We start from the raw sequence: 19464 nt of genomic DNA, 5'->3' as shown, positions 1-19464 counted from the left end.
CTGCCACTCGTCCCCGGGCGTGGCCTCGGCCGTGACGGGGCGCTCATCAACGTGCTGCCGGCCGCTGCGTAGCCCGGGCCGCCCGGTCACGCCACGGGGCCGGCAGGGGAGAGCCCGCCGCGCACCTCGTCGTCCGTGGCCAGCGCCACCACGCCCGTCGCCGTCTCCAGCAGTGCGGGCCGGTGCGTGACCATGACCACCGTCCGGTGCGTGACCAGCCGCCCCAGGGCGGCCACCACCAGCCGTTCCGCCTCCGCGTCGAGCCCCGACGTCGGCTCGTCCAGCAGCACGATCGGCGCGTCGGCGAGCAGGGCGCGTGCGATCCCCACCCGCTGGCGCTGCCCGCCCGACAGCCCGCCGCCGCAGTCGCCGAGCCGGGTGCCGAGCCCGTCGGGGAGGTCGTCGGTGAAGGCCGTGACCAGCGCCGCCTCGGCGGCCGCGCGCACCTCGCGCGGGCCCGCGTCCGGCCGCGAGTAGCGGATGTTGTCGGCGACGGTTCCCGCGAACAGGAACGTCTCCTGGAGCACGACCGTCACCTGCCGCCGCAGCCACTCCTCCGGCAGGTCGCCCGTCGCCGTCCCGTCGATGCGCACCGTCCCGCACGTGGGCCGGTACAGGCCCGCGACCAGCGCGAGCGCCGTCGACTTGCCCGCCCCGTTGGGACCGGTGAGCGCGATCCGCTCGCCGGCGCCGATGCCGAGGTCGAGGCGGTGCAGCGCGGGACGGTCCCCGTAGCGCATCGACACCCCCTCGAAGTCGATGCGGCCGCTCGCGCGGGCTGGCAGGCCCGGGGGAGCGGCCCGCACCGGCCGCCGCAGCGGGCACGGCTCCCGGAGGATCTCGGCGATGCGCTCCGCCGACGCCCGGCCCTGCGCGAAGGTGCCGGAGAGCTTGGACAGCGCCCGCAGCGGAGCCACCATGCCCGTCAGATAGCTGAGCGCGACCACGAGATGGCCGGTGCTCCACCACCCGCGCAGCACCCCCACGCCGCCCACCCACAGCAGCGCCGCCGTGCCGACCGCCGTCGCCGACTCCAGCAGCGGCGCCCGCCGCGCCTGGACGTCGGCGGCCTCCAGCCCCGCGCTGAGCAGCCCGTGGCTCCGCGCCGCGAAGTCCCGGTCGTGCGCCTGGTGGCGGCCGAAGGCGTGCACGGTCCGGATGCCCTGCAGCGCCTCGGCGACCAGCCCGGTCAGCTCGCCCTCCGCCTCCCTGCGCCGCCGCGCGGCCCGCTGCCCGCGCCGCCGGTTGCGGACGCCGAGGAGCAGGACCAGCGGGACGGCCGCCACGCCGATCAGGCCGAAGCGCCAGTCCAGCAGGAGCAGCGCGGCCGCGTAACCCGTGACCGAGAGGACGCCGGGGAAGAGCACCGAACAGAACGCGACGAGGCTGTCCTTGATGTTCCCGCAGTCGGTGATCACCCGGCTCGTGGACTCGCCCACGGTCTGCCGGTCGTGGTAGCTGAGCGGAAGGCGCTGCAGGTGGGCGAACGTCTCGCAGCGGATCGCCACGCTCATCCGCTCGCCCACGCCGTTCATCGTCCGGTCGCCCGCGTAGTCGAACGCCGCGGACACCAGGGCCACCAGCACCACCAGCCCGGCCGCCGTGGTGAGCATGGCCGTCCCGTCCCGGCCGAAGACGTCGAGCAGGGAGGCGAGGGGGTTGCGCGAGCCGTCCATGCCCAGTACGCGGTCCACGACGGCGGCGACCGGCCACGGGGTCACCAGATCGGCGGCCATCTCGCAGAGCCGCAGGCCGGTCCCGAGGGCGAGCAGCCGCCGGTGGGGGGTGCCGAACCCGCGGAAGAACCACAGCACGTGCCGGTTCGCCGTGGACGGGTTCTTCATCAGTACTCCCAGCGGGCAGCGTCAGCCACCCTCATGGTCGTCGCGGCTCGCCGCCGCGGGCAATCCGGCGCGCGGGCCACCGTACGGTTCTCGTCGACGTTCTCGCCGATTCGCTCGCTGACTGCGCTGATCCCGACGCGGCTGGACCGTAACCCACAAGGGTGAGCGTCGGCTTCGGTCGTTCCGGTTTCCGGCGCGCACCGGCTCCACTAGGGTCGGCCGGGTGCGCAGTCGCCTGATCGTCACAGCGTTCCTGGCCGCCCTCGCCCTGACGGCCTGCAGCGGTTCCGAGCACGCGGAGCCGCCGGGCCCGTCCGGCGGCCGGGCGGCCGCGCGGGCCGACGGCGCGGAGCTGCTCTACCGCGGCAAGGGCCACACGAGCGCGCAGAACCCCGCCTTCTCGCCGGACGGCAAGTCCGTGCTCTTCACGCTCTTCGAAGGCGGATACAACGAGGGCGCCGCTGCGCTGCGCGTGCTCCCCCTGCGCGGCGGCGGCACACCGGGCCGCCCCGGCACGCTGCTCGACGAGGCCGACAAGGCCGCGGTGAACCTGCCCGGCTCCAGCTGGCACCCGTCGGCCGGGGTGACGTTCGCCTCGGACCGGGAGAGCGGCCGGGACGAGGTGTGGGTGCTGCCGCCGGGCGGCCGGCCCGCCCGGGTCACCGAGCACGGCGGCGACTCCGGCTACCTGGAGCCCAGCTTCTCGCCGGACGGCTCGTGGATCGTCTTCCAGGAGAGCCGGGAGGGCCGGGAAGGCCGGGAGAGCACGGAGAGCGGGACGGATCAGTCGACGGGGGACGGCGGCAGTGCGCTCGGCTCCCTTTGGAAGGTCCGGCGGGACGGCAGCGGACGGACCCGGCTGCTGGACGGCCCCGCCACCGGCACGGACAACCGCCAGCCCAACTGGTCGCCCAAAGGCGACCGGCTCGTCTTCCAGCGGCGCGAGCGGGGCAGCCGCGACTGGGCGCTGTACGTGATGAACGCCGACGGCAGCGGCCTGCGGCGGCTCACCGGCGGTGCCGGCGAGCACACCGACCCCAGCTGGTCGCCCGACGGCCGGCAGGTGGTCTTCTCCTCCACCGCCGGCGGCCTGGAGGTGCCGCAGATCTTCGTGATCCCGCTGGACGGCGGCCGCCCCGTCCGGGTGACCAGGGATGACGCCTCCTACGACGGCGCGCCGAGCTGGTCGCCGGACGGGCGGTGGATCGCCTTCGAGTCCCACCCGGGGGACGAGGACCGGCCGACTGCGCTGTGGCGGATCCCCGCCCCCGGAACGGACGGGCCATAACCTTCGGACGGACGGACGGACGGGCGGGCGGGCCGTAGCCCGGGGCTCAGCCGGTGGTGGTAGTGACCGTCAGCAGGGAGTACTGGCCCACCGTCAAGGACACCGTGGCGGTGGTGCCCGCCACCTGCCAGGTGACCGGCTGCGGGGCCGGCGAGGCGCCGTCCGGGGAGCTCACCGTGGCGGACAGCACTCGCTTGCCCGCCGGCACCTCCAGCGCCACGGAGCAGGCGGCCGGCGTGGTCTTGAACGCGGCCGGGGCGTCACCGAAGCAGGTGAAGTTGACCAGCTGGACGACGGTGTCGTCGCCGAGCCGGCTCACCTCCATGTGGATGCGGCGGTCGCCCGTGAGCCGCACCGAGGGCGGCGCGGCCGCGAGGACGGGCACCAGGAGCTGGTCGGCGCTCGCCTGGTCGGTGTTCGCCAGGTAGCTGAGGCCGGCCAGGTTCTTGACGTACCAGCACGTCCCCGAGCCGAATCGATTCTGCTTGCTCGCGGGCAGCGTGTCGCCCTTACGGAACCCCAGCACGTCGGCCAGCGCGTACTCGCTGCGGGCCGTGCCCGTCCCGTCGAGGGCGGTGGGCGCAGGACCCGTGATCACGACCGTCCCGCCGCCCGCCACGTACTCCCGCAGGACCGCGGCCTCGTCGTCCGAGACGGCCTGCAGGTTCGGCAGCATCAGCACGCGGTACGGGGCCAGGTCGGCGGCGGCCAGGTGCGGGCTCGTGACGGTGGCGAAGGGGATGTGGGCGTACACCATCGCCTTGACCGTGCCGCGGAACTCGCCCAGCCACGCCTGCTTGGTGCAGCTCTCGTCGGCGCTGCCCCCCGCCCACCAGTCGTTGACGCCCGAGGGCACCTTGGTGTTGGCGTACATGCCCGTGCCGGCGGCGGGGCTGACGTAGTCCCGGGAGGCGGAGGAGTGGTAGACGCCGACCTCGGCCGCGGGCGCGGCGTTGTAGAGCTTCTCCTGGTTGGCCGCGACGAAGGCGTACATGCGGGTGCGCATAGCCTTGTCGGTGGTCTCGTTCTTGAACGGGCTCTTGACCTCGTACGGATTGCAGCCGGCCGCCAGCAGCTCGGCCATCACCAGTGACGCGTCGTCGGCCTTCCAGCCGTAGGAGAACGCCCAGGCGGGCTTCGCCCCGCTCGCGGCCCGCGCGTACTTGTACATCGAGATCAGACAGGTCCAGTCGGTCGCCGTGGCGTGGCGCATCCCGTCGTAGTTGCCGAGGATGTCCACCTCCCAGACGTGGCTCACGCCCTCCGCCTTGCGCAGGTAGGCCCCGTCGAGGCCGACCAGCGTGGCGTACTGGTAGTCCATGCTGACGGTCTCGATGAAGGTGACCAGGTCGGGGTTGACCGACCGGCCTGCGGCGGCGATGTCGAGCTGCCACTGGTTGAGGTTGCGGTGGCGCCACTCCACGTAGCGGCGGAAGGGCAGGCTCGTGAAGTCGGCCTTGGCCGGGAGGGCGAGGCCGGTGTCGGCCTTGAAGGCGTCCGCCGCCCAGGTGGAGGCGTCGCACCAGCTCAGCGCCCCGTCGAAGTAGATCGGGACGTCCGGCCAGATGGCGTCCACGCCCGTGGCGGCGAGGGCCTTGATGCGGCCGAGGTAGTAGTCGCGCCAGGGGGAGTTGGGGCTGAGCCAGCAGCTTTCGTCACCGGGGTCGACCCAGACGACCAGGCTGCCGTAGAAGACGTTGGGCTTGCCGTCGAGGGAGCGCTGCACCCAGGACTTGCCCTCGCCGTTCTTGTAGAACGATGGCCCCTTCTCGCCGCCGACGCTGATGAGCTCCATCGACGGGTAGTACATGACGACGCGGATCCCGGCGGTGTGGGCCAGCTCCACGAAGCTCTTGACCTTGCCCATGTGCGCGGTGAACTGCGGGGGCGTGAGCCAGTTCGACAGGACCGTGTCGAGCTCGATCACATTGACGTTCTGCGACTTGAGCGCGGCGATCACCGGCTGCATGTCGCGCAGCGGGTCGGCGTCCTCGTCGAACGTGCCGTCGGCCAGCCGGGCGAAGCGGCTCCACTCGGGGAAGAGCCCCTGCCGGGCCGCGGCCGGTGCCCACGCGGGCTCCGCGCCCGGGCCGGAGGGGCCGGGCAGGCGGGGGAGGAGCTGGGAGGCCAGCGCGCCGCCGCTCACTCCCAGGCCGGTCCGTAACAGGGCTCTCCGGCTGAATCTTCGCATTCCGCTCATGGGTGTCCCCTCGCATTCACGACTTCACGACTTCACGACTTCACGACTTCATGGCGGTGTGACGGTGTGACGGTGTGACGGTGTGACGGGGTCTGCACGGTGCCCGCAAAGTCTGCCCGATCGCGTCCGCGTCGGCGGACGGATTCCGGATAAGGCGGTGCGCATCCGCCGGCGGGCGTTTGCCGGTGGGCGTCCGCCCGCCATCCGGGGCGCGCATCTGCCATCAGATGGAAATCAGCCCGATATCGCTCCCGTACGGAGTAGCCGGGGCGGCACCGCTCCGGCGGGCGGTTAACAGAGTCTGCAGACGACTGAACCGCGAGGAGTGCAGGCATGGCTGAAGTGAAGCTGACCGCCGAGACGCGTACCGAGTTCGGCAAGGGTCCCGCCCGCCGCATCCGCAAGGACGACAAGGTCCCCGGCGTCATCTACGGGCACGGCGCCGAGCCGCGGCATGTGGTGCTGGACGGGCATGCTCTGCTGCTGGCCCTGCGGACTCCGAACGTGCTGATCCGCCTGGACATCGACGGCAAGAAGGAACTCGTCATCCCCAAGGCCGTCCAGCGCGAGGCCCTGCGCGGCTTCCTCACCCACGTGGACCTGCTGATCGTCAAGAAGGGCGAGAAGGTCACCGTGGACATCCCGATCCACACCGAGGGCGAGCTCGCCCCCGGCGGCAACCTGCTGGAGTACATCCTCAACGCCCTCCCGGTCGAAGCCGAGGCCACGCACATCCCGGAGGGCGTCACCATCTCCATCGAGGGCCTGGAGGCCGGTCACACCATCCACGCCAAGGACATCCCGCTGCCGCGCGGCACGACCCTCGCCGTCGACGGCGAGGACGCCGTCCTGCAGATCGTCGCGGCGCAGACCGAGCCGGAGGAAGAGGAGGAGGAAGAAGAAGAGGGCGAGGCGGCCGAGGCGGCCGAAGGCGCCGCGGAGGAGGAGGGCGCCGCCCCCGAGGCCGAGGGCGGCAGCTGAGCGGGCGGCCCCGGCCCTGGCCGGGAGCGGATCCGCGGCGGACGGAGGCCGTCCGCCGCGGTGGCCCGGGAGCCGTCCGCCGTGGTGGCTCCGGCGGTCCGGGAGCCGACTGGCGCGATGTCTGTCGTCCGGGAGCCGGCCCTCGGTCCGGGGCTCAGGCCTCGCGCGGCAGGGGCTTGAGGATGCCGAAGACCGCGCCGAACTGGTCCGCCAGCCAGGCGATCCGGCCCACGTCCTCGATGTCCGCGGCCGGAGCGACCACCGAGCCGCCGCTCTCCTGCGCCTTGGCGACGGTCGCATCGGTGTCCGTGACCAGGAAGTACGGGATCCAGCGGGACTCCCGGCCGTAGCCCTCGCCCTCGCCTTCGCCGGGCGCGGGGGCGATACCGCCGAAGGGCGCGTAGGGCCCGCTACTGCCCGCCAGGGAGATCAGCGTGTACGTGCCGACGCTGAACTCCTTCTCCTCCGTGCCCCACCCGAACAGGGAGCGGTAGAAGGCCCCGGCGGCCGCCGGGTCGGCGGTGTGGAGCTCGACCCAGAGGAGGGTGTCGGGCTCGCACACTCGCTCCAGGCCCTTGACGGCACGCGGCTGCCAGAGAGCGAACTCCGCGCCGCCCGGGTCGGTGAGACAGGCCAGCCGGCCGGCGTCCATGACGTTCATCGGCTGGACGCGTACGGCGCCGCCCGCCTGCTCGGCCGCCTTGACGGTGGCGTCGGCGTCGGGGGTCTGGAAGTACACCGTCCAGGCGGGGCTCGCGCCCTCCTCGGTCAGCGGACCGAGTGCCGCGACGTCCTTGCCGTCCTGCTGGAAGAAGGCGTAGCCGCGTGTGTCGGGCCCGGCGGACTGCATGTCCCAGCCGAAGACCCGGCGGTAGAACTCGGCGGACGCGGTCGTGTCCGGGCTGCCGAGGTCGAGCCAGTTGGGTGATCCGGTCACAAAGTCTGTGCTGAGCATGGTGGGTGCCCCTTCGACGGATACGCGTGAGGGGCACCGTCACCGCGGGTGCGGCGCACGGCGTCCCCCCGACGCGTCTCAGTCTTCCACCGCAGCGGGGGCACCGCGCGACGCTGTGGCCAGTGCCCACCGGCGTACGGGGTCGCGGCCCGGCGCAATGCGGGGCGGCCGGCGGCCGGCGGTCGGCAGCCAGCAGCTGGCGGCCGACCGCCGGACCGGCCGCCTTGGGGCCGCGGTGGGTCAGATCGTCGCCGCGTCGATGACGAAGCGGTAGCGGACGTCGCTGGCCAGCACCCGCTCGTACGCCTCGTTGATCTGATCGGCCCGGATCAGTTCGAACTCGGCGCCGATGCCGTGCGCACCGCAGAAGTCGAGCATCTCCTGGGTCTCCGGGATGCCGCCGATCATCGAGCCCGCCAGGGACTTGCGCCGGGTGATGAGGGCGAAGGGCGACACCGGCAGCGGCCGCTCCGGGGCGCCGACCTGCACGAGCGTGCCGTCCGTCCTGAGCAGGCCGAGGTAGGCGTCCAGGTCGAGATCGGCGGAGACGGTGTTGACGATCAGGTCGAAGCTGTCCGCGAGTGTCTCGAAGGTGGCCGGGTCGGAGGTGGCGTAGTAGTGGTCCGCGCCCAGCCGCAGGCCGTCCTCCTGCTTGCGCAGCGACTGGCTGAGCACGGTGACCTCCGCGCCCATCGCGTGCGCGATCTTCACGCCCATGTGGCCCAGGCCGCCGAGGCCGACGATCGCGACCTTCTTGCCGGGGCCCGCCTGCCAGTGGGCGAGCGGGGAGTACAGGGTGATGCCCGCGCACAGCAGCGGCGCCGCCGCGTCCAGCGGGACGGAGTCGGGGATGCGCAGGACGTAGTTCTCGTCCACGACGATGTGCGTGGAGTAGCCGCCCTGGGTGACCTCGCCGTCACGGCCTGCGCGCCCGTAGGTGCCGACCATGCCGAGCTTGCCGGTGCAGTACTGCTGGAGCCCGGCCTTGCAGCTGTCGCACTCGCGGCAGGAGTCGACGAAGCAGCCGACGCCGACGCGGTCGCCGACCCGGTGACGGGTCACGCCTGCGCCGACCGCGGCGACCACACCGGCTATCTCGTGGCCGGGGACGATCGGGAAGTGTCCGCCCTCGCCCCACTCGCCACGGGCGGTGTGGATGTCGGAGTGGCAGATGCCCGAGTACTTGATCTCGATGAGGACGTCGTGCTCACCCGGCTCCCGGCGCTGGACGGTGATGCGCTCCAGGGGGGCCTTCGCCGAGGGGGCGGCGTATGCGGGAACAGAGGTGTGTGTCGTCATGGTGGAAATCCTGCGCCCGACCGCACATCCCAGCCAGAACCCGGCTGAGACTACGCTTGCGGTTCCTACCACTGGCAGTACCACCCTGGGGCGCACGGCCGCCCGCATACTGGTGGGTATGGACCAGCGCACCGAACTGAGCGACTTCCTCCGCAGCCGCCGGGCCCGCCTGCAGCCCGAGGAAGTGGGCCTCACGCCCTACGGCGGGCGGCGCCGGGTGCCCGGGCTGCGGCGCGAGGAGCTGGCGCAGCTCGCAGGAGTCAGCGTCGCCTACTACACGCGCCTGGAGCAGGGGCGCGGCCAGAACGTCTCCTCCGGCGTGCTGGAGGCGATAGCCGGCGCTCTGCGCCTGACCGCTGCCGAGCGGGATCACCTCACCCACCTGGTGAACCCGTGCGTGAAGAAGACGCGCCGGCCAGCCCGCCCGCAGCGTGTGCGTCCGTCGGTGCAGCACCTCATCGACACCATGGACAACACCCCGGCCTACATCATCGGCCGCCGCCTGGACATCATCGGCTGGAACCGGTTGGCCTGCGCTCTCCTGGGCGACTTCGCCGCGATGCCCGCGGGGCAGCGCAACATGGCCTGGCAGATCTTCCTGGACCCGGCCACCCGCGAGCTGTACACCGAGTGGGACCGCAAGGCCGCCGACATCGTGGCCTTCCTGCGCCTCGACGCCGGCCGCTGCCCCGACGACCCCAAGCTCGCCGCCCTGGTCGGCGAGCTCTCCGTCAAGAGCCCGGAGTTCCGCTCGCTGTGGGCCGCCCACAATGTGCAGGACAAGGGGTTCGGGGTGAAGGAGCTGCACCACCCCGTGGTGGGGCCGCTGACGCTGTCGTACGAGACGCTCGTCCTGCCCGCGGACCAGAACCAGCAGCTGGTCACCTACCACGCCGAGCCCGGTTCGCCGTCCGCCGAGTCGCTGCGGATCCTGGCCAGTTGGGCCATGGAGAGCTCCGGGGGCGGCGGCGTGTCCGCGGGGCGCCCCGGAGCGTAGCCCCGCAGGCGTTCGCAGGACTCTGCGGCCTGCGCCTTACGGACGCCGGTCTCAGTGTCGTGAGTTGTAGAAGCCTATGGCGACGGATCCCCACCAGCACACCTGGGAGACGAGGGCCGTGCCCGCGCCCCAGGCGAGCAGCCCCCGGCCGGGCGGGGCGGGGGAGTGCTGGGCCAGGCGCCGGGTGAGCAGCCCGGCCTGGAGGCCGTTGAGGGTGAGGACCACGACCATGACGAGCTTGGCGCGGGTGAGCGGGGAGGCCGGGTCCGGGTGCAGGAAGGCGCCGCTGGCCAGCAGCCCCGCCAGGCCGGCCCAGATGGGCACGTGCAGCCGCCCGGCGGCGCCGAGCGCGTCGGCGAGCGGGATCCGCCGGGTGACCCACAGCAGCCCGAACCAGTCGGCGGCCAGCACCGCGCCGAAGCCGAGGGCCAGGGACGCGAGGTGCACGAAGAGCGCCCCGGTGTGCAGCGCCTCGTCGGCGCGCACGTGCAGGGAGACCCAGAGGCAGCCCGCCAGGGCCAGGCACGCCAGGAGCGCACCGGCTGCGACCGTCCACCACGAGTCGTACAGGCGCAGCGGCTGTGGCTGCGGCTGCGACTGAGGAGCCGGCACGGGACCTCCCAGGACACGATGACAAGCGCGAGATAAGGAGCGCGGGATAAGAAGTAGGTAAGCCTTACCTATATTCGTCGCGCTCCGTCAAAACCGGTCCGTCGATACGTCCTGATCCGGGCCGAAGCGTGACCACCCCGAGATCACGCCGAGATACGCCGGTCGCCCGAACGCGCATTCCCGCCTCGTGGGCACGACGCAATGCCGCGCCCACCGACGGGTGATTCCGCCGGATGGATCAGCGCCCGTGGATATCTGGAGGCACCGTCCCGTCACCACGAAAGGACTCCCGTGCGTATCCGCCGCGCCCTGGGCACCGCTGTGTCCGTCCTGCTGCTCACCACCCTCGCCGCCTCACCCGAGGCACACGCCGCGAACGGCACGCTGACAGTGGACTACTCCCGCTGCAAAGCGGGCACCGGCATCACCGGGGTGGCCTGTCTCCGCGAGGACGTGAGCAGGCGCGAGAAGGACCCGCAGAACGGCAAGTGCTACAGCCTGCTCACCGAGAGCCGGGCCAAGATCCGCCGGCTCTCCAACGGCACCAACCGCGCCCTGGTCTACTTCACCGACCGCCACTGCACGGTGCGCGCGGGCGTCCTCCGAGCCGGCCGTCAGCTGACGAACCCGCCGGTGCGCAGCGTCCAGTACCCGATCTGACCCACCCGGGCGGGACCGGGCCCGCTCCCGGTCCCGCCTTCCGGTGCCGCCGAAATGAACGACCCCGGGCACTCCCGCAAGGGAGGATGGCCCCATGGCCACGATCACCTTCGTTCAGGGCGACATCACCCGGCAGCACGTCGACGCCGTCGTCAACGCGGCGAACTCCTCGCTCCTCGGGGGCGGCGGCGTCGACGGCGCCATCCACCGCGCAGGCGGCCCCGCGATCCTGAACGCCTGCCGCGACCTACGCGCCTCCCACTACGGCAAGGGCCTCCCGACAGGCAAGGCCGTACCCACGACCGCAGGCAACCTCCCGGCCCGCTGGGTGATCCACACGGTGGGTCCACGGTTTACCCACGAGGAGGACCGCTCGGACCTTCTCGCCTCGTGCTACCGCGAGTCGCTGAAGGCGGCCGACGAGCTCGGCGCCCGGACCGTCGCCTTCCCGGCGATCTCCACGGGCGTCTACGGCTGGCCGCTCGACGACGGTGCGCGCATTGCGGTGGAGACGGTGCGGGCGACCGAGACGTCGGTGGAGGAGGTCCGCTTCGTCCTCTTCGACGAGCGGGCGTACGAGGCCTTCGCGTCGCAGATGCCTTGATGGCTGAACGGTCCGCAGATTGACCACGCCTGAGGCCGCCCCGGAGGCTGGTGTCCTGGTTGTCGACGGACTCGGCGAGCAGCGAGACCTCGCCACCGGTCAGCCGGTGAATTTGCCCAGGATCTGGCAGAACTCGTAGTCCGTCTGCTCGGGGACGCCGGAGCAGTGGAGGTCCACGTACGTCTTGTCGCACGGGTGGTCCCGCTGGACGCTCCACTGGGCCAGCCTGCCGATGTGTTTCTCGATGGCCCAGTCGGCCAGGTGCCGTGCGTTGTCCAGAGTGAAGGTCTCCTGGGGCACGTCGTTCAACCCGATCATGGGCGTGATGCCGACCTTCTTCCACAGCCAGTCCGGGGCATGCTGCGGATAGATGTTGCGGAGCTGCTCGTACAGGTGGGTGCCGGCGTCGATCGCCGCCCGCCCCATATCGGCTACCGGGTGGCCGTAGTCCATGGCCATCACGTTCCAGTTATCGACGTCGCCGAGGCGACTCCTACGCGGTAAAGGGCTTGCTGATCGTTGTAGTCCTGCCGTAGACGTTCTCTACCGTCAACTGGGCCTTGTACGGGCTGCCTGGCTTGACGTTGTCGCCTACTGTGACGAACGCCCGATGGCAGAACGGGTCGGTCCGTTTCTTTGGCTCGACGTGCGGGATCTTGTTCCCGTCCTTGTCGAGGATCTGCAACTCGTAGCTGAGCTGCGGGACTTGGTCGCTGGAGATGATCCACGGCACGGTGATCGTGGAGGCGTGGCTCTCCTGATAGCGCGGGTTGCCGAAGGTCACCGTCGTGGCATCGTCCTTCTGCGGATTCCAGGTGAAGTCCAGGGTGCCGTCGACCCCGTGCTCGACCTTTTCAGGAGGGGTGACGGTGTTACCGCCGGCTGCGCCCCAGCAGTAGTCCTTGCCCTCGAAGCCGCCGTCCCAGTCCTTGTTGATGTTCTTTCCTGTGACTTTGAGCTCGGTCCAGGGCTCCCACTGCCCATTGCCCGCATTCCGGGACCAGCAATTGCGCAGGCGGAACTCTCGATGGTCCTTCCCGGTACTGCACCAGTCCTCCTGGAACAGCCCAAGCCCCCAGGAAAACCGCTCGCTGCGAGTGGGGTAGCGCAGGGCCCCGGCAGCGAACCACTTGCCGGCCATGGAGCCGTCCACGGCGTAGACCCACTGGCCCAGGCAGGTACCGCGGCCCGGGGCGTCATCGTCCCAACAGCGAAACACCAAGCGGTACCAGCTGTCGGATTCCCAGGGATAGGGGGTGATCAGCTGCCGGCCAGTGCCTTCGCCCCCGAAGGGCTGGGACTCTCCCTCGGGGGTGCGGTAGAAGAGCTCGACGCACCCTTTTACATCCTTGTGATCCCACAGGGACGTGATGATCTTTCGGCCGTCACTGGGGCTCTGCTGGAACCCTCCATAGCCGCCGAACTTGCCTCCCGCGTTCCAGTTCTGTGTGGCCCAGTAAGTGCAGTTCGGAGCCGCCCGAGCCATGAACTCGCTGACGAGGATGTCAGCAGCGGCAATGGATGCTTTACCTGCAGGTGCAACGTAGACCGCGTCCGCAGCCGACGCCTCTTCGGGGGTATCGGGGGCAGGAGTCTCAACGGGCATGGGCAGCTGCTCCATTCTGTGCGGGCTTACGGCCGCTTTCACACAGTCGTGTACAGCAGGTAGACGTACTTTCCGCCGGCGTTGTGATTGAGGTCCTGGTCGATCCTGAACCAGGGGAGTTCGGGCTGGTAGCCGATCATGTCGCCGGCATGTACATCCAGCTCGGTCAGGGGTGCTCCAGCGACCGGGTCATGTGTGAAGGCCGCCCAGATGGCACTGCCGTGCTTGGTGGTCTTCTCGTTGAGATCGGTGTCGATCAGCTGGTACCCGGGGTCCGGCTTCGGCTTGTCGCCTTGGCAGAACCTGATGTCGGTGATGGCCTGGGAGCGGTCGTCGCTGGTTTTGAAGGCGAAGTACAGGAAGGAACCGCCGGCACCCTCGTTCAGGTTGGTGGGGATCCTGGTCCAGTCCTTGGGGGGTTGTCGGTCCTTCCCGTTCACGACCTGGAGATCGCAGATGTAGTCCATCGGTTTCCTCTCGCGGTGCTCCGGTTCAAGAAGGGCCCGCCGGGCGATCGGCAGCATAGCCAGCGGCGAAGGCGCCACAAGCCGTCCCGAACGGGTTCGGCCATCCGACCACGTGCCCCGTGATGACGGATCGGGTGACTGAGGCTGCGGGGGCAGTACGCGGGACTGAGTACCGGGCGCGCCGGTTTCTCAACCCCCAGTGACTCACCTCGCTGGCGGCATGACCTGACCAAGGTCACCCGCCACGGCACCGGTACATATTCCGCTGATCGATGGTTTGCCGGAAATAACCGGGCGTTCTTCAAGAACGTGCAGTCATCAGGCACGGTGTGAGTCCATGCCCAGGCATGTGCCCGCTGCCCGCCAGGGGGCCGGCGTACGTGACCGCGAGGAGACCAGCTGTGAACGCCACAACCTCTGTCCTTCCGCGCTCCGTTCGCGAGGCGCTCGCCCGCCCGCCGCGTCCCGGCGGCCTGCGCGCAATTGAGCACGTGGTCCTGCTGATGCAGGAGAACCGCTCGTTCGACCACTACTTCGGCGACTTCCCCGGAGCCCGGGGCCTGGACGACCCGAACGTCGTGAAGCGTCGCGACGGTGACGGCCTCACGGTCCTGGACCAGCCCGACGGCAAGGGCGGGGTGCTCCGCCCCTACCCGCTGGCTTCCGACGGCAGTCAGGACACCTCGACCGAGCACCACTGGGCGACGGGCCACCAGGCGTGGCACGACGGTTGGTACGACGCGTGGCTCCCCGCCAAGGGAGTCGCCACCATGGGCCGTTACCGCCGGCGCGGCGTGCCTCTGTACCGGGAGCTGGCCGAGACCTTCACCTTGTGTGACGCCTACCACTGCTCGGTGATGAGCGAGACGTCCTCGAACCGCAACTACTTCTTCAGCGGCTACACCGGGCGGCAGCCCGACAGCGCCCACCGGGCAATCGACGCACGTGCCCACGATCTGGAGGGCCGGCCTGATGCATACGCATGGGCCGCTGACGGGAAGACCCCGTGGACCAGTTACCCACAACTGCTCCAAGCGCATGGCACGACGTGGAAGGTGTACCAGGAATGGGACAACTTCTACGACAACAACCTGGAGTTCTTCGCAGCGTTCAAGAAGATCTTCCGTGATGTGCTGGCCAGGGCCGAGAGCAAGCACAACAACCTGTTCGACTTCTATGAGGACCTAGCCAAACAGACCGCGGTCGAACGCGCCGTATGGGTGCGGAAACTGGCGGACGCCGCCGCCTCGATCCCCGACGCGGACGACCGGATGCTGTACGAACGTGGACTGTACCGAGCGGTGCCGAACCCGTCCGGGATCACCCGCGGTTTCATTCGGCAGCTGCGCGCGGACGTCCTTGCCGGCTCGCTGCCCAAGGTCTCGTACATCGTCCCGCCCACCGGGGACAGTGAGCACCCCGGCAACTCCCTCCCCCGCGACGGCCAGAAGATCGTCTACCAGGTCCTGGAGGCGCTCGCGGCCAACCCCGAGGTCTGGGACTCCACCGTGCTGCTCATCAGCTACGACGAGAACGACGGCATCTTCGACCACATGCCCCCGCCCGTTCCACCCGACGCGTACACCGACGAGTTCGTCGACGGCAACCCACTGGGCCTGGGCATCCGCGTCCCCTTTATCGTCGTCTCACCCTGGACACGTGGCGGCTACATCTGCTCCCAGGTGTTCGACCACACCTCCCAGGTCCGCTTCCTCGAAACCTGGACGGGCGTCAGGCAACCCCTGATCAGTACCTGGCGCCGCACGGTCGCGGGAGACCTGCTCTCCGTCTTCGACTTCGGCACCGGCTCCCGGCCGCCCGCACCCGTCGGCGCACGGCGGGCCCGCCCCCTGCCCTACCAACCCGACACCCACTGCGCCCCTGACCCCGCCACCGGAGATCTCGTCCTCACCCTCGCCAACACCGGCAGCGCCAGCGCCCACTTGACCCTCTACCCCTACGCCGACGAGTACCCCAAGCCCCAGCACTTCGACATCACCGAACCCACACGCGTCACCGTGCCCGGCGCCTCAACCGCCTACCGCTTCACCGTCATCGGCCCCAACGGTTTCCGCCGCGACTTCGCAGGGCCTCGCCGCGGACCCGGCGCCGCCCTCGCCGTCACCACCGCTGTCGCCGCAGTTACGCACACTCTCGACATCAATCTGACCAACCGCGGCGACCGCCCCCTGACCGTCTACATCGACGACCACCTCGACCCTGCCCGCAGCGAGTTCCACACCGTGGACCCGGGCAGGACACTTCCCTTGCCCCACAACGCCGATGCCGGCCACGGCTGGTACGACATCACTATCACCGTGGACGGCATCCCCTCCTTCGTCCGCCGTCTCGCCGGGCACCTCGAGAACGGCAAAGAGAGCGTCACCACGCTGAAAGAGCTCAGGTGCGGATCTTTTGAAGAGAAGGCCCGGATCAAGCGGTGAGGTCGTAGTTCTGCTGGCCTGGTGTCGGGTAGAGGCGTTCGTGCGCGAGCATCTGGGCGGCGGCCCACACGTACTCGGCGACGTGAACGAGGTCCAGCGGCACGTGCACTGTGACGTCCCGGGGGGGCGATCTCGGTATTGATCAGATCGAGTTGGTGGCGGGCGCCGTCGGCCAGTACGACCTGTGGCCGCAGGTGACAGGGGTCGCGGGCTTCGGACTGGTCGAAGGCGTCGACGATGACCTGTCCGGGCGGGCGGATCAGGGAGGCGGTGCACCACTTGATCCGGGCCTCGGGCCGTATGAGCTCGTCAACCTGCTTGTGCGTCGTGGAATCTCCAGTCCCTTTCAAAATGACGATGCGGCGTGACGGGACTGTGAAGCGCACGCCTCTGTGGCTGCTCAGATCGGGGCCGGCTGAGCCTTCGGTCCTGAGGGAAGGGGGCTCCACCTCCCACCGGTTGCCGGCGCTTCCGTTTCGTACTGTTTGGCGAGCGCGCGTACGAGGCATTCGTCTCGCAGCTGCCTTGATGGCTGCACGGTCTGAAGGATTGCCCACGCCTGAGCCCCCTGACGCAAGACCCCTGGTCGGCCGCCACCTCGCACGAGATGGCGGCCGTCCAGCGATTGCCGGGCACGATGCACCGATCCGGAATAGCCTTGCCGGAAGCAATCCCGCCCTCGTTCACTGGTGCAGGGCGTGGAGCGAGGGAGAGCAGGTTGTCGTCTCGATGCGTACATCAGCTCATGCACGATGGCAGCGGTCCGAGCCGCCGGACGACGACGAGCGCATACTCAAGGAGCTCGGCTATACCCAGCAACTGCACCGGCGCATGGGCGCCTTCGGTAACTTCTCCGCTTCCCTGTCGGTCATCTCCATCATGTCCGGGGCGTTGCTGCTTTTCGGCTACGGCCTGAACAGCGGCGGGCCCGCAGTGGTGGTGTGGGGGTGGCTCGCCGTGGGGCCGCTGGTGCTGTGCCTGGCCGCGGCGCTGGCCGAGATCACTTCTCGCTACCCCACCAGCGGTGGCCTGTACTACATGGCCCGCCGGCTCGGCGGTGAACGGTGGAGCTGGTACACCGGCTGGCTCAACCTTCTGGGACTGCTCGGCGGGATCGCGGCCCAGGACTACGGCATCGCGACCTTCACCGCCGCCTGGGCGAACCTGCAGTTCGACTACGTGCCGACGCCGAAGTCCCTGCTGGTCATGTATGCGGTCATCCTCGCGCTGCACGCGGTCCTGAACCTCTTCGGCACCCTGCTGATGAACGTTCTGACCTCCCTGAGCGCGTGGTGGCACCTGGCCGGGGCCGTCGTCATCGTCGGCGCCCTGACGCTCGTCCCCTCTCACCACCAGCCGGCCGGCTTCGTGTTCTCCGAGTTCACCAACAACACCGGCTGGTCGAACCCCGTGTACGTGATCCTGCTGGGCATGCTGCTGCCGTGCTTCGCCCTGGCCGGCTACGACACCTCGGCCCATCTGAGCGAGGAGACCAGCGGCGCTTCCGTGGCCGCGGCGCGCGGGATCATCCGCTCGGTGGCGGTGTCCTGGATCGCCGGCGGCATCCTGCTGATCGCCTTGCTGTTCGCCGTCCAGGACTACGCCGCGACGCTGGGCAGCCGGACCGGGGTGCCGGTGGCGCAGATCTTCCTGGACGCTCTGGGCGTGGCCACGGCGAAGGCGTTGCTGCTGGTGATCATCGTTGCGCAGTTCCTGTGCGGCTACACCGTAACCGCCTCCGCCAGCCGCATGATCTACGCCTTCGCCCGGGACGGCGCCCTGCCCGGCTCGGCGCACTGGCAGAAGGTCAGCCGCCGTACGGCCGTCCCGGCCAACGCTGTCGGGCTCGCAGTCGGTGTCGCCTTCGTGCTTGCCCTGCCGTCCCTGTATTCCGCCACGGCGTTCTCGGCGGTGACCGCGATTTCCGTCGTGGGGTTCACCCCGGCCTACGCCATCCCGGTGCTGCTGAGACTGCGCCACCGAGACCGGTTCACCCCCGGGCCCTGGCACCTGGGCCGCTGGAGCCGGCCGATCGGCTGGGTAGCAGTGCTCTGGGCAGCCGGGGCAACAGTGCTGTTCCTGCTGCCGCAGTCCAGCCCGGTCACCGCCACGACCTTCAACTACACCCCCGTCGCCTTGCTGGTGGCCCTGGCCATGGCCGCCCTGTGGCGGCGCTTCGGACGCCGCTCCTACGGAGTGCCCCGCTCCGGCACCGAGGCACCAAGGGCATCCACCACATGCTCAGGAGCCTTACCGAACACAACACGTCATGGAGGCACCGTGACCGTTTCCGCGGAGTCCATCGAATCGGTACAGCAGCTCACCACGGTCTGGCGGACCATGGTGCTCGACCGCGACGCAGACGCGGACGTGCGCGACCTTCCGGGCATCACCGTTCGCTGGGCCGACAGCCGGTTCGGGTTCTTCAACTGCATCACCTTGACCGAGGCGGAAGCGGGAGCAGAGCTCGTCAGGCACCGTCTGAACCAGGCCGCGGACATCATGCGGACAAAGAGGCACCCGGGCTTCGTGTGGCTCTTCGAAGACCTCCTCGACGACGAGGCCCGCTCGGCGCTGAAGACGACAGCCGAGCAGGCCGGCCTCCAGTACGCCTTCCCGGGTACGGGTATGGCCGGCGACCTGCTCCCCATCCCCGAGCCGGCCCACCCCGACCTGACGTTCACCCGGGTGCGCACCGACGAGCAGTTGCAGGCCTACGCCGACCTCCAATCACGCGCGTACGGGTTCCCCTTGGAGGAGGGCCGCGACGGCTTGGTCGGATCCGCGCTCTGGAAGAACGAGGTGTACGCCTACCTCGCCATGCGAGGCGACGAACCAGTGGCCTGCGCCGCCACGGTCGAAGCACAAGGCCGCCTGTTCGTCGCATTCGTCGCCACGGACCCGCAGTGGCAGCGCAACGGCTACGGCGAAGCGGTCACACGCAAAGCGCTGTACGAAGGCGCGCGGGCCACCGGACTGACCCGCGCCACGCTGCACGCCACCGCCGCCGGAGCCCCCGTGTACCCGCGCATCGGGTTCAGGCCGAACACACCAATCCACTTCTACAGCCTGAAAGGCTGATCCGCTGAGGCAGCTCTCGTCGGATCGGCCATACGACTGACGAGAGCTGCCACCGCCTTGAGGCCTCTTCGACGGGCCAAGTGGGCAATCCCGTCACGCGGACACTTCATGCTCCGGGCTATCAGTGGCAATGAGTCCTGGCGAAGACGGTCACCAGCGGCTTCACCGGAGCGTGAACAATTGTGAGGGTGGGCAAGCTCAATCTCTGCCCGTACCCGTACCCGTATCCGCACCCGTGCACGTCAGCGCAGGAGGCTGCGGAGTGTCCACCATCGAGGAGCGCGTGAAGCGCATCGTCGTCGAGCTGGGCACGGCTCTGGAATTTGAGTTCACCACGGATATACCCGATGAGGAGGCCGAGACGATCACCACCGTGCAGGACGCCATCGACTGGATCAAGCAGCACCAGCGGTAGGCCCGTGTGCC

General features: G+C 69.9%; 16 protein-coding genes and 2 pseudogenes. 9 read left to right on the top strand and 9 right to left on the bottom strand.

The window, feature by feature from the left end:
- Positions 1–86: 86 nt before the first annotated feature.
- Positions 87–1844 (bottom strand): ABC transporter ATP-binding protein, encoded by a 1758-nt coding sequence (locus IE241_RS17625; RefSeq protein WP_190022721.1) that lies wholly within the window; start codon positions 1842–1844, stop codon positions 87–89.
- Positions 1845–2067: 223 nt separating this feature from the next.
- On the opposite strand from IE241_RS17625, the gene IE241_RS17620 reads away from it, so the two are divergent.
- Complete coding sequence (locus IE241_RS17620; RefSeq protein WP_190022720.1) at positions 2068–3132, top strand: TolB family protein; 1065 nt, start codon at positions 2068–2070, stop codon at positions 3130–3132.
- Between the two features lie 46 nt (positions 3133–3178).
- Here IE241_RS17620 and IE241_RS17615 read toward each other — a convergent pair whose 3' ends face one another.
- Positions 3179–5332 carry a type 1 glutamine amidotransferase family protein gene (locus IE241_RS17615; RefSeq protein WP_229899418.1) on the bottom strand — a complete coding sequence of 718 codons (2154 nt, stop codon included), beginning with the start codon at positions 5330–5332 and terminating at the stop codon, positions 3179–3181.
- A 333-nt stretch (positions 5333–5665) separates the two neighbouring features.
- On the opposite strand from IE241_RS17615, the gene IE241_RS17610 reads away from it, so the two are divergent.
- Entirely contained in the window at positions 5666–6313 is a 648-nt protein-coding gene (locus tag IE241_RS17610) for a 50S ribosomal protein L25/general stress protein Ctc (protein WP_190022719.1), read from the top strand.
- A gap of 154 nt (positions 6314–6467) precedes the next feature.
- Here IE241_RS17610 and IE241_RS17605 read toward each other — a convergent pair whose 3' ends face one another.
- Together IE241_RS17605 and IE241_RS17600 are read right to left on the bottom strand one after the other, a co-directional pair.
- Positions 6468–7268, bottom strand: coding sequence for a VOC family protein (locus tag IE241_RS17605; RefSeq protein ID WP_190022718.1), 801 nt, complete (start codon positions 7266–7268; stop codon positions 6468–6470).
- Positions 7269–7508: 240 nt separating this feature from the next.
- Entirely contained in the window at positions 7509–8567 is a 1059-nt protein-coding gene (locus IE241_RS17600) for an NAD(P)-dependent alcohol dehydrogenase (protein WP_190022717.1), read from the bottom strand.
- 118 nt (positions 8568–8685) lie between these two features.
- Between IE241_RS17600 and IE241_RS17595 the strand changes: the two genes are divergently transcribed.
- On the top strand, positions 8686–9564 hold the full coding sequence (locus IE241_RS17595; protein WP_190022716.1) for a helix-turn-helix transcriptional regulator: 879 nt from the start codon (positions 8686–8688) through the stop codon (positions 9562–9564).
- Between the two features lie 51 nt (positions 9565–9615).
- Here the strand turns inward: IE241_RS17595 and IE241_RS17590 are convergent, their stop codons facing one another.
- Positions 9616–10176: a hypothetical protein gene (locus IE241_RS17590; protein WP_229899416.1), complete on the bottom strand. Its 561-nt coding sequence runs from the start codon at positions 10174–10176 to the stop codon at positions 9616–9618.
- Between the two features lie 291 nt (positions 10177–10467).
- Here IE241_RS17590 and IE241_RS17585 point away from each other — a divergent pair, with 291 nt between their 5' ends.
- Positions 10468–10836, top strand: coding sequence for a hypothetical protein (locus IE241_RS17585; protein ID WP_190022715.1), 369 nt, complete (start codon positions 10468–10470; stop codon positions 10834–10836).
- Between the two features lie 94 nt (positions 10837–10930).
- Entirely contained in the window at positions 10931–11440 is a 510-nt protein-coding gene (locus tag IE241_RS17580) for an O-acetyl-ADP-ribose deacetylase (protein WP_190022714.1), read from the top strand.
- 99 nt (positions 11441–11539) lie between these two features.
- On the opposite strand, the gene IE241_RS17575 is transcribed toward IE241_RS17580, so the two are convergent.
- From IE241_RS17575 to IE241_RS17565, 3 genes are read right to left on the bottom strand one after another with little or no spacing between them, the layout of a single operon-like run.
- Entirely contained in the window at positions 11540–11893 is a 354-nt protein-coding gene (locus IE241_RS17575) for a glycoside hydrolase family 18 protein (RefSeq protein WP_190022713.1), read from the bottom strand.
- A 40-nt stretch (positions 11894–11933) separates the two neighbouring features.
- On the bottom strand, positions 11934–13046 hold the full coding sequence (locus IE241_RS17570) for a DUF3472 domain-containing protein (RefSeq protein ID WP_190022712.1): 1113 nt from the start codon (positions 13044–13046) through the stop codon (positions 11934–11936).
- Positions 13047–13084: 38 nt separating this feature from the next.
- Positions 13085–13570 carry a hypothetical protein gene (locus IE241_RS17565; RefSeq protein ID WP_229899414.1) on the bottom strand — a complete coding sequence of 162 codons (486 nt, stop codon included), beginning with the start codon at positions 13568–13570 and terminating at the stop codon, positions 13085–13087.
- A gap of 344 nt (positions 13571–13914) precedes the next feature.
- Between IE241_RS17565 and IE241_RS17560 the strand changes: the two genes are divergently transcribed.
- A complete protein-coding gene (locus tag IE241_RS17560) occupies positions 13915–15957 on the top strand; it encodes an alkaline phosphatase family protein (RefSeq protein WP_229899412.1) in 2043 nt (680 codons plus the stop codon).
- Between the two features lie 55 nt (positions 15958–16012).
- On the opposite strand, the pseudogene IE241_RS34230 reads toward IE241_RS17560, so the two are convergent.
- Positions 16013–16253: pseudogene (locus IE241_RS34230) on the bottom strand (ISKra4 family transposase); the annotation flags it as partial.
- Positions 16254–16686: 433 nt separating this feature from the next.
- Here IE241_RS34230 and IE241_RS34225 point away from each other — a divergent pair.
- The 3 genes and pseudogenes from IE241_RS34225 to IE241_RS17545 all read left to right on the top strand — a co-directional run.
- Positions 16687–18168, top strand: a pseudogene (locus tag IE241_RS34225) (amino acid permease); the annotation flags it as partial.
- A 129-nt stretch (positions 18169–18297) separates the two neighbouring features.
- Positions 18298–19038 (top strand): GNAT family N-acetyltransferase, encoded by a 741-nt coding sequence (locus tag IE241_RS34815; protein ID WP_308433717.1) that lies wholly within the window; start codon positions 18298–18300, stop codon positions 19036–19038.
- 262 nt (positions 19039–19300) lie between these two features.
- Positions 19301–19453, top strand: coding sequence for an acyl carrier protein (locus tag IE241_RS17545; RefSeq protein WP_373300706.1), 153 nt, complete (start codon positions 19301–19303; stop codon positions 19451–19453).
- The last annotated feature ends 11 nt before the right edge of the window (positions 19454–19464 follow it).

Source organism: Streptomyces hiroshimensis, from assembly GCF_014650335.1.
In the GTDB taxonomy this organism is placed as follows: Bacteria; Actinomycetota; Actinomycetes; order Streptomycetales; family Streptomycetaceae; genus Streptomyces; species Streptomyces hiroshimensis.
The sequence above is the reverse complement of the archived record's forward strand: the minus strand, read 5'-3'. Positions and strand labels throughout refer to the sequence as shown.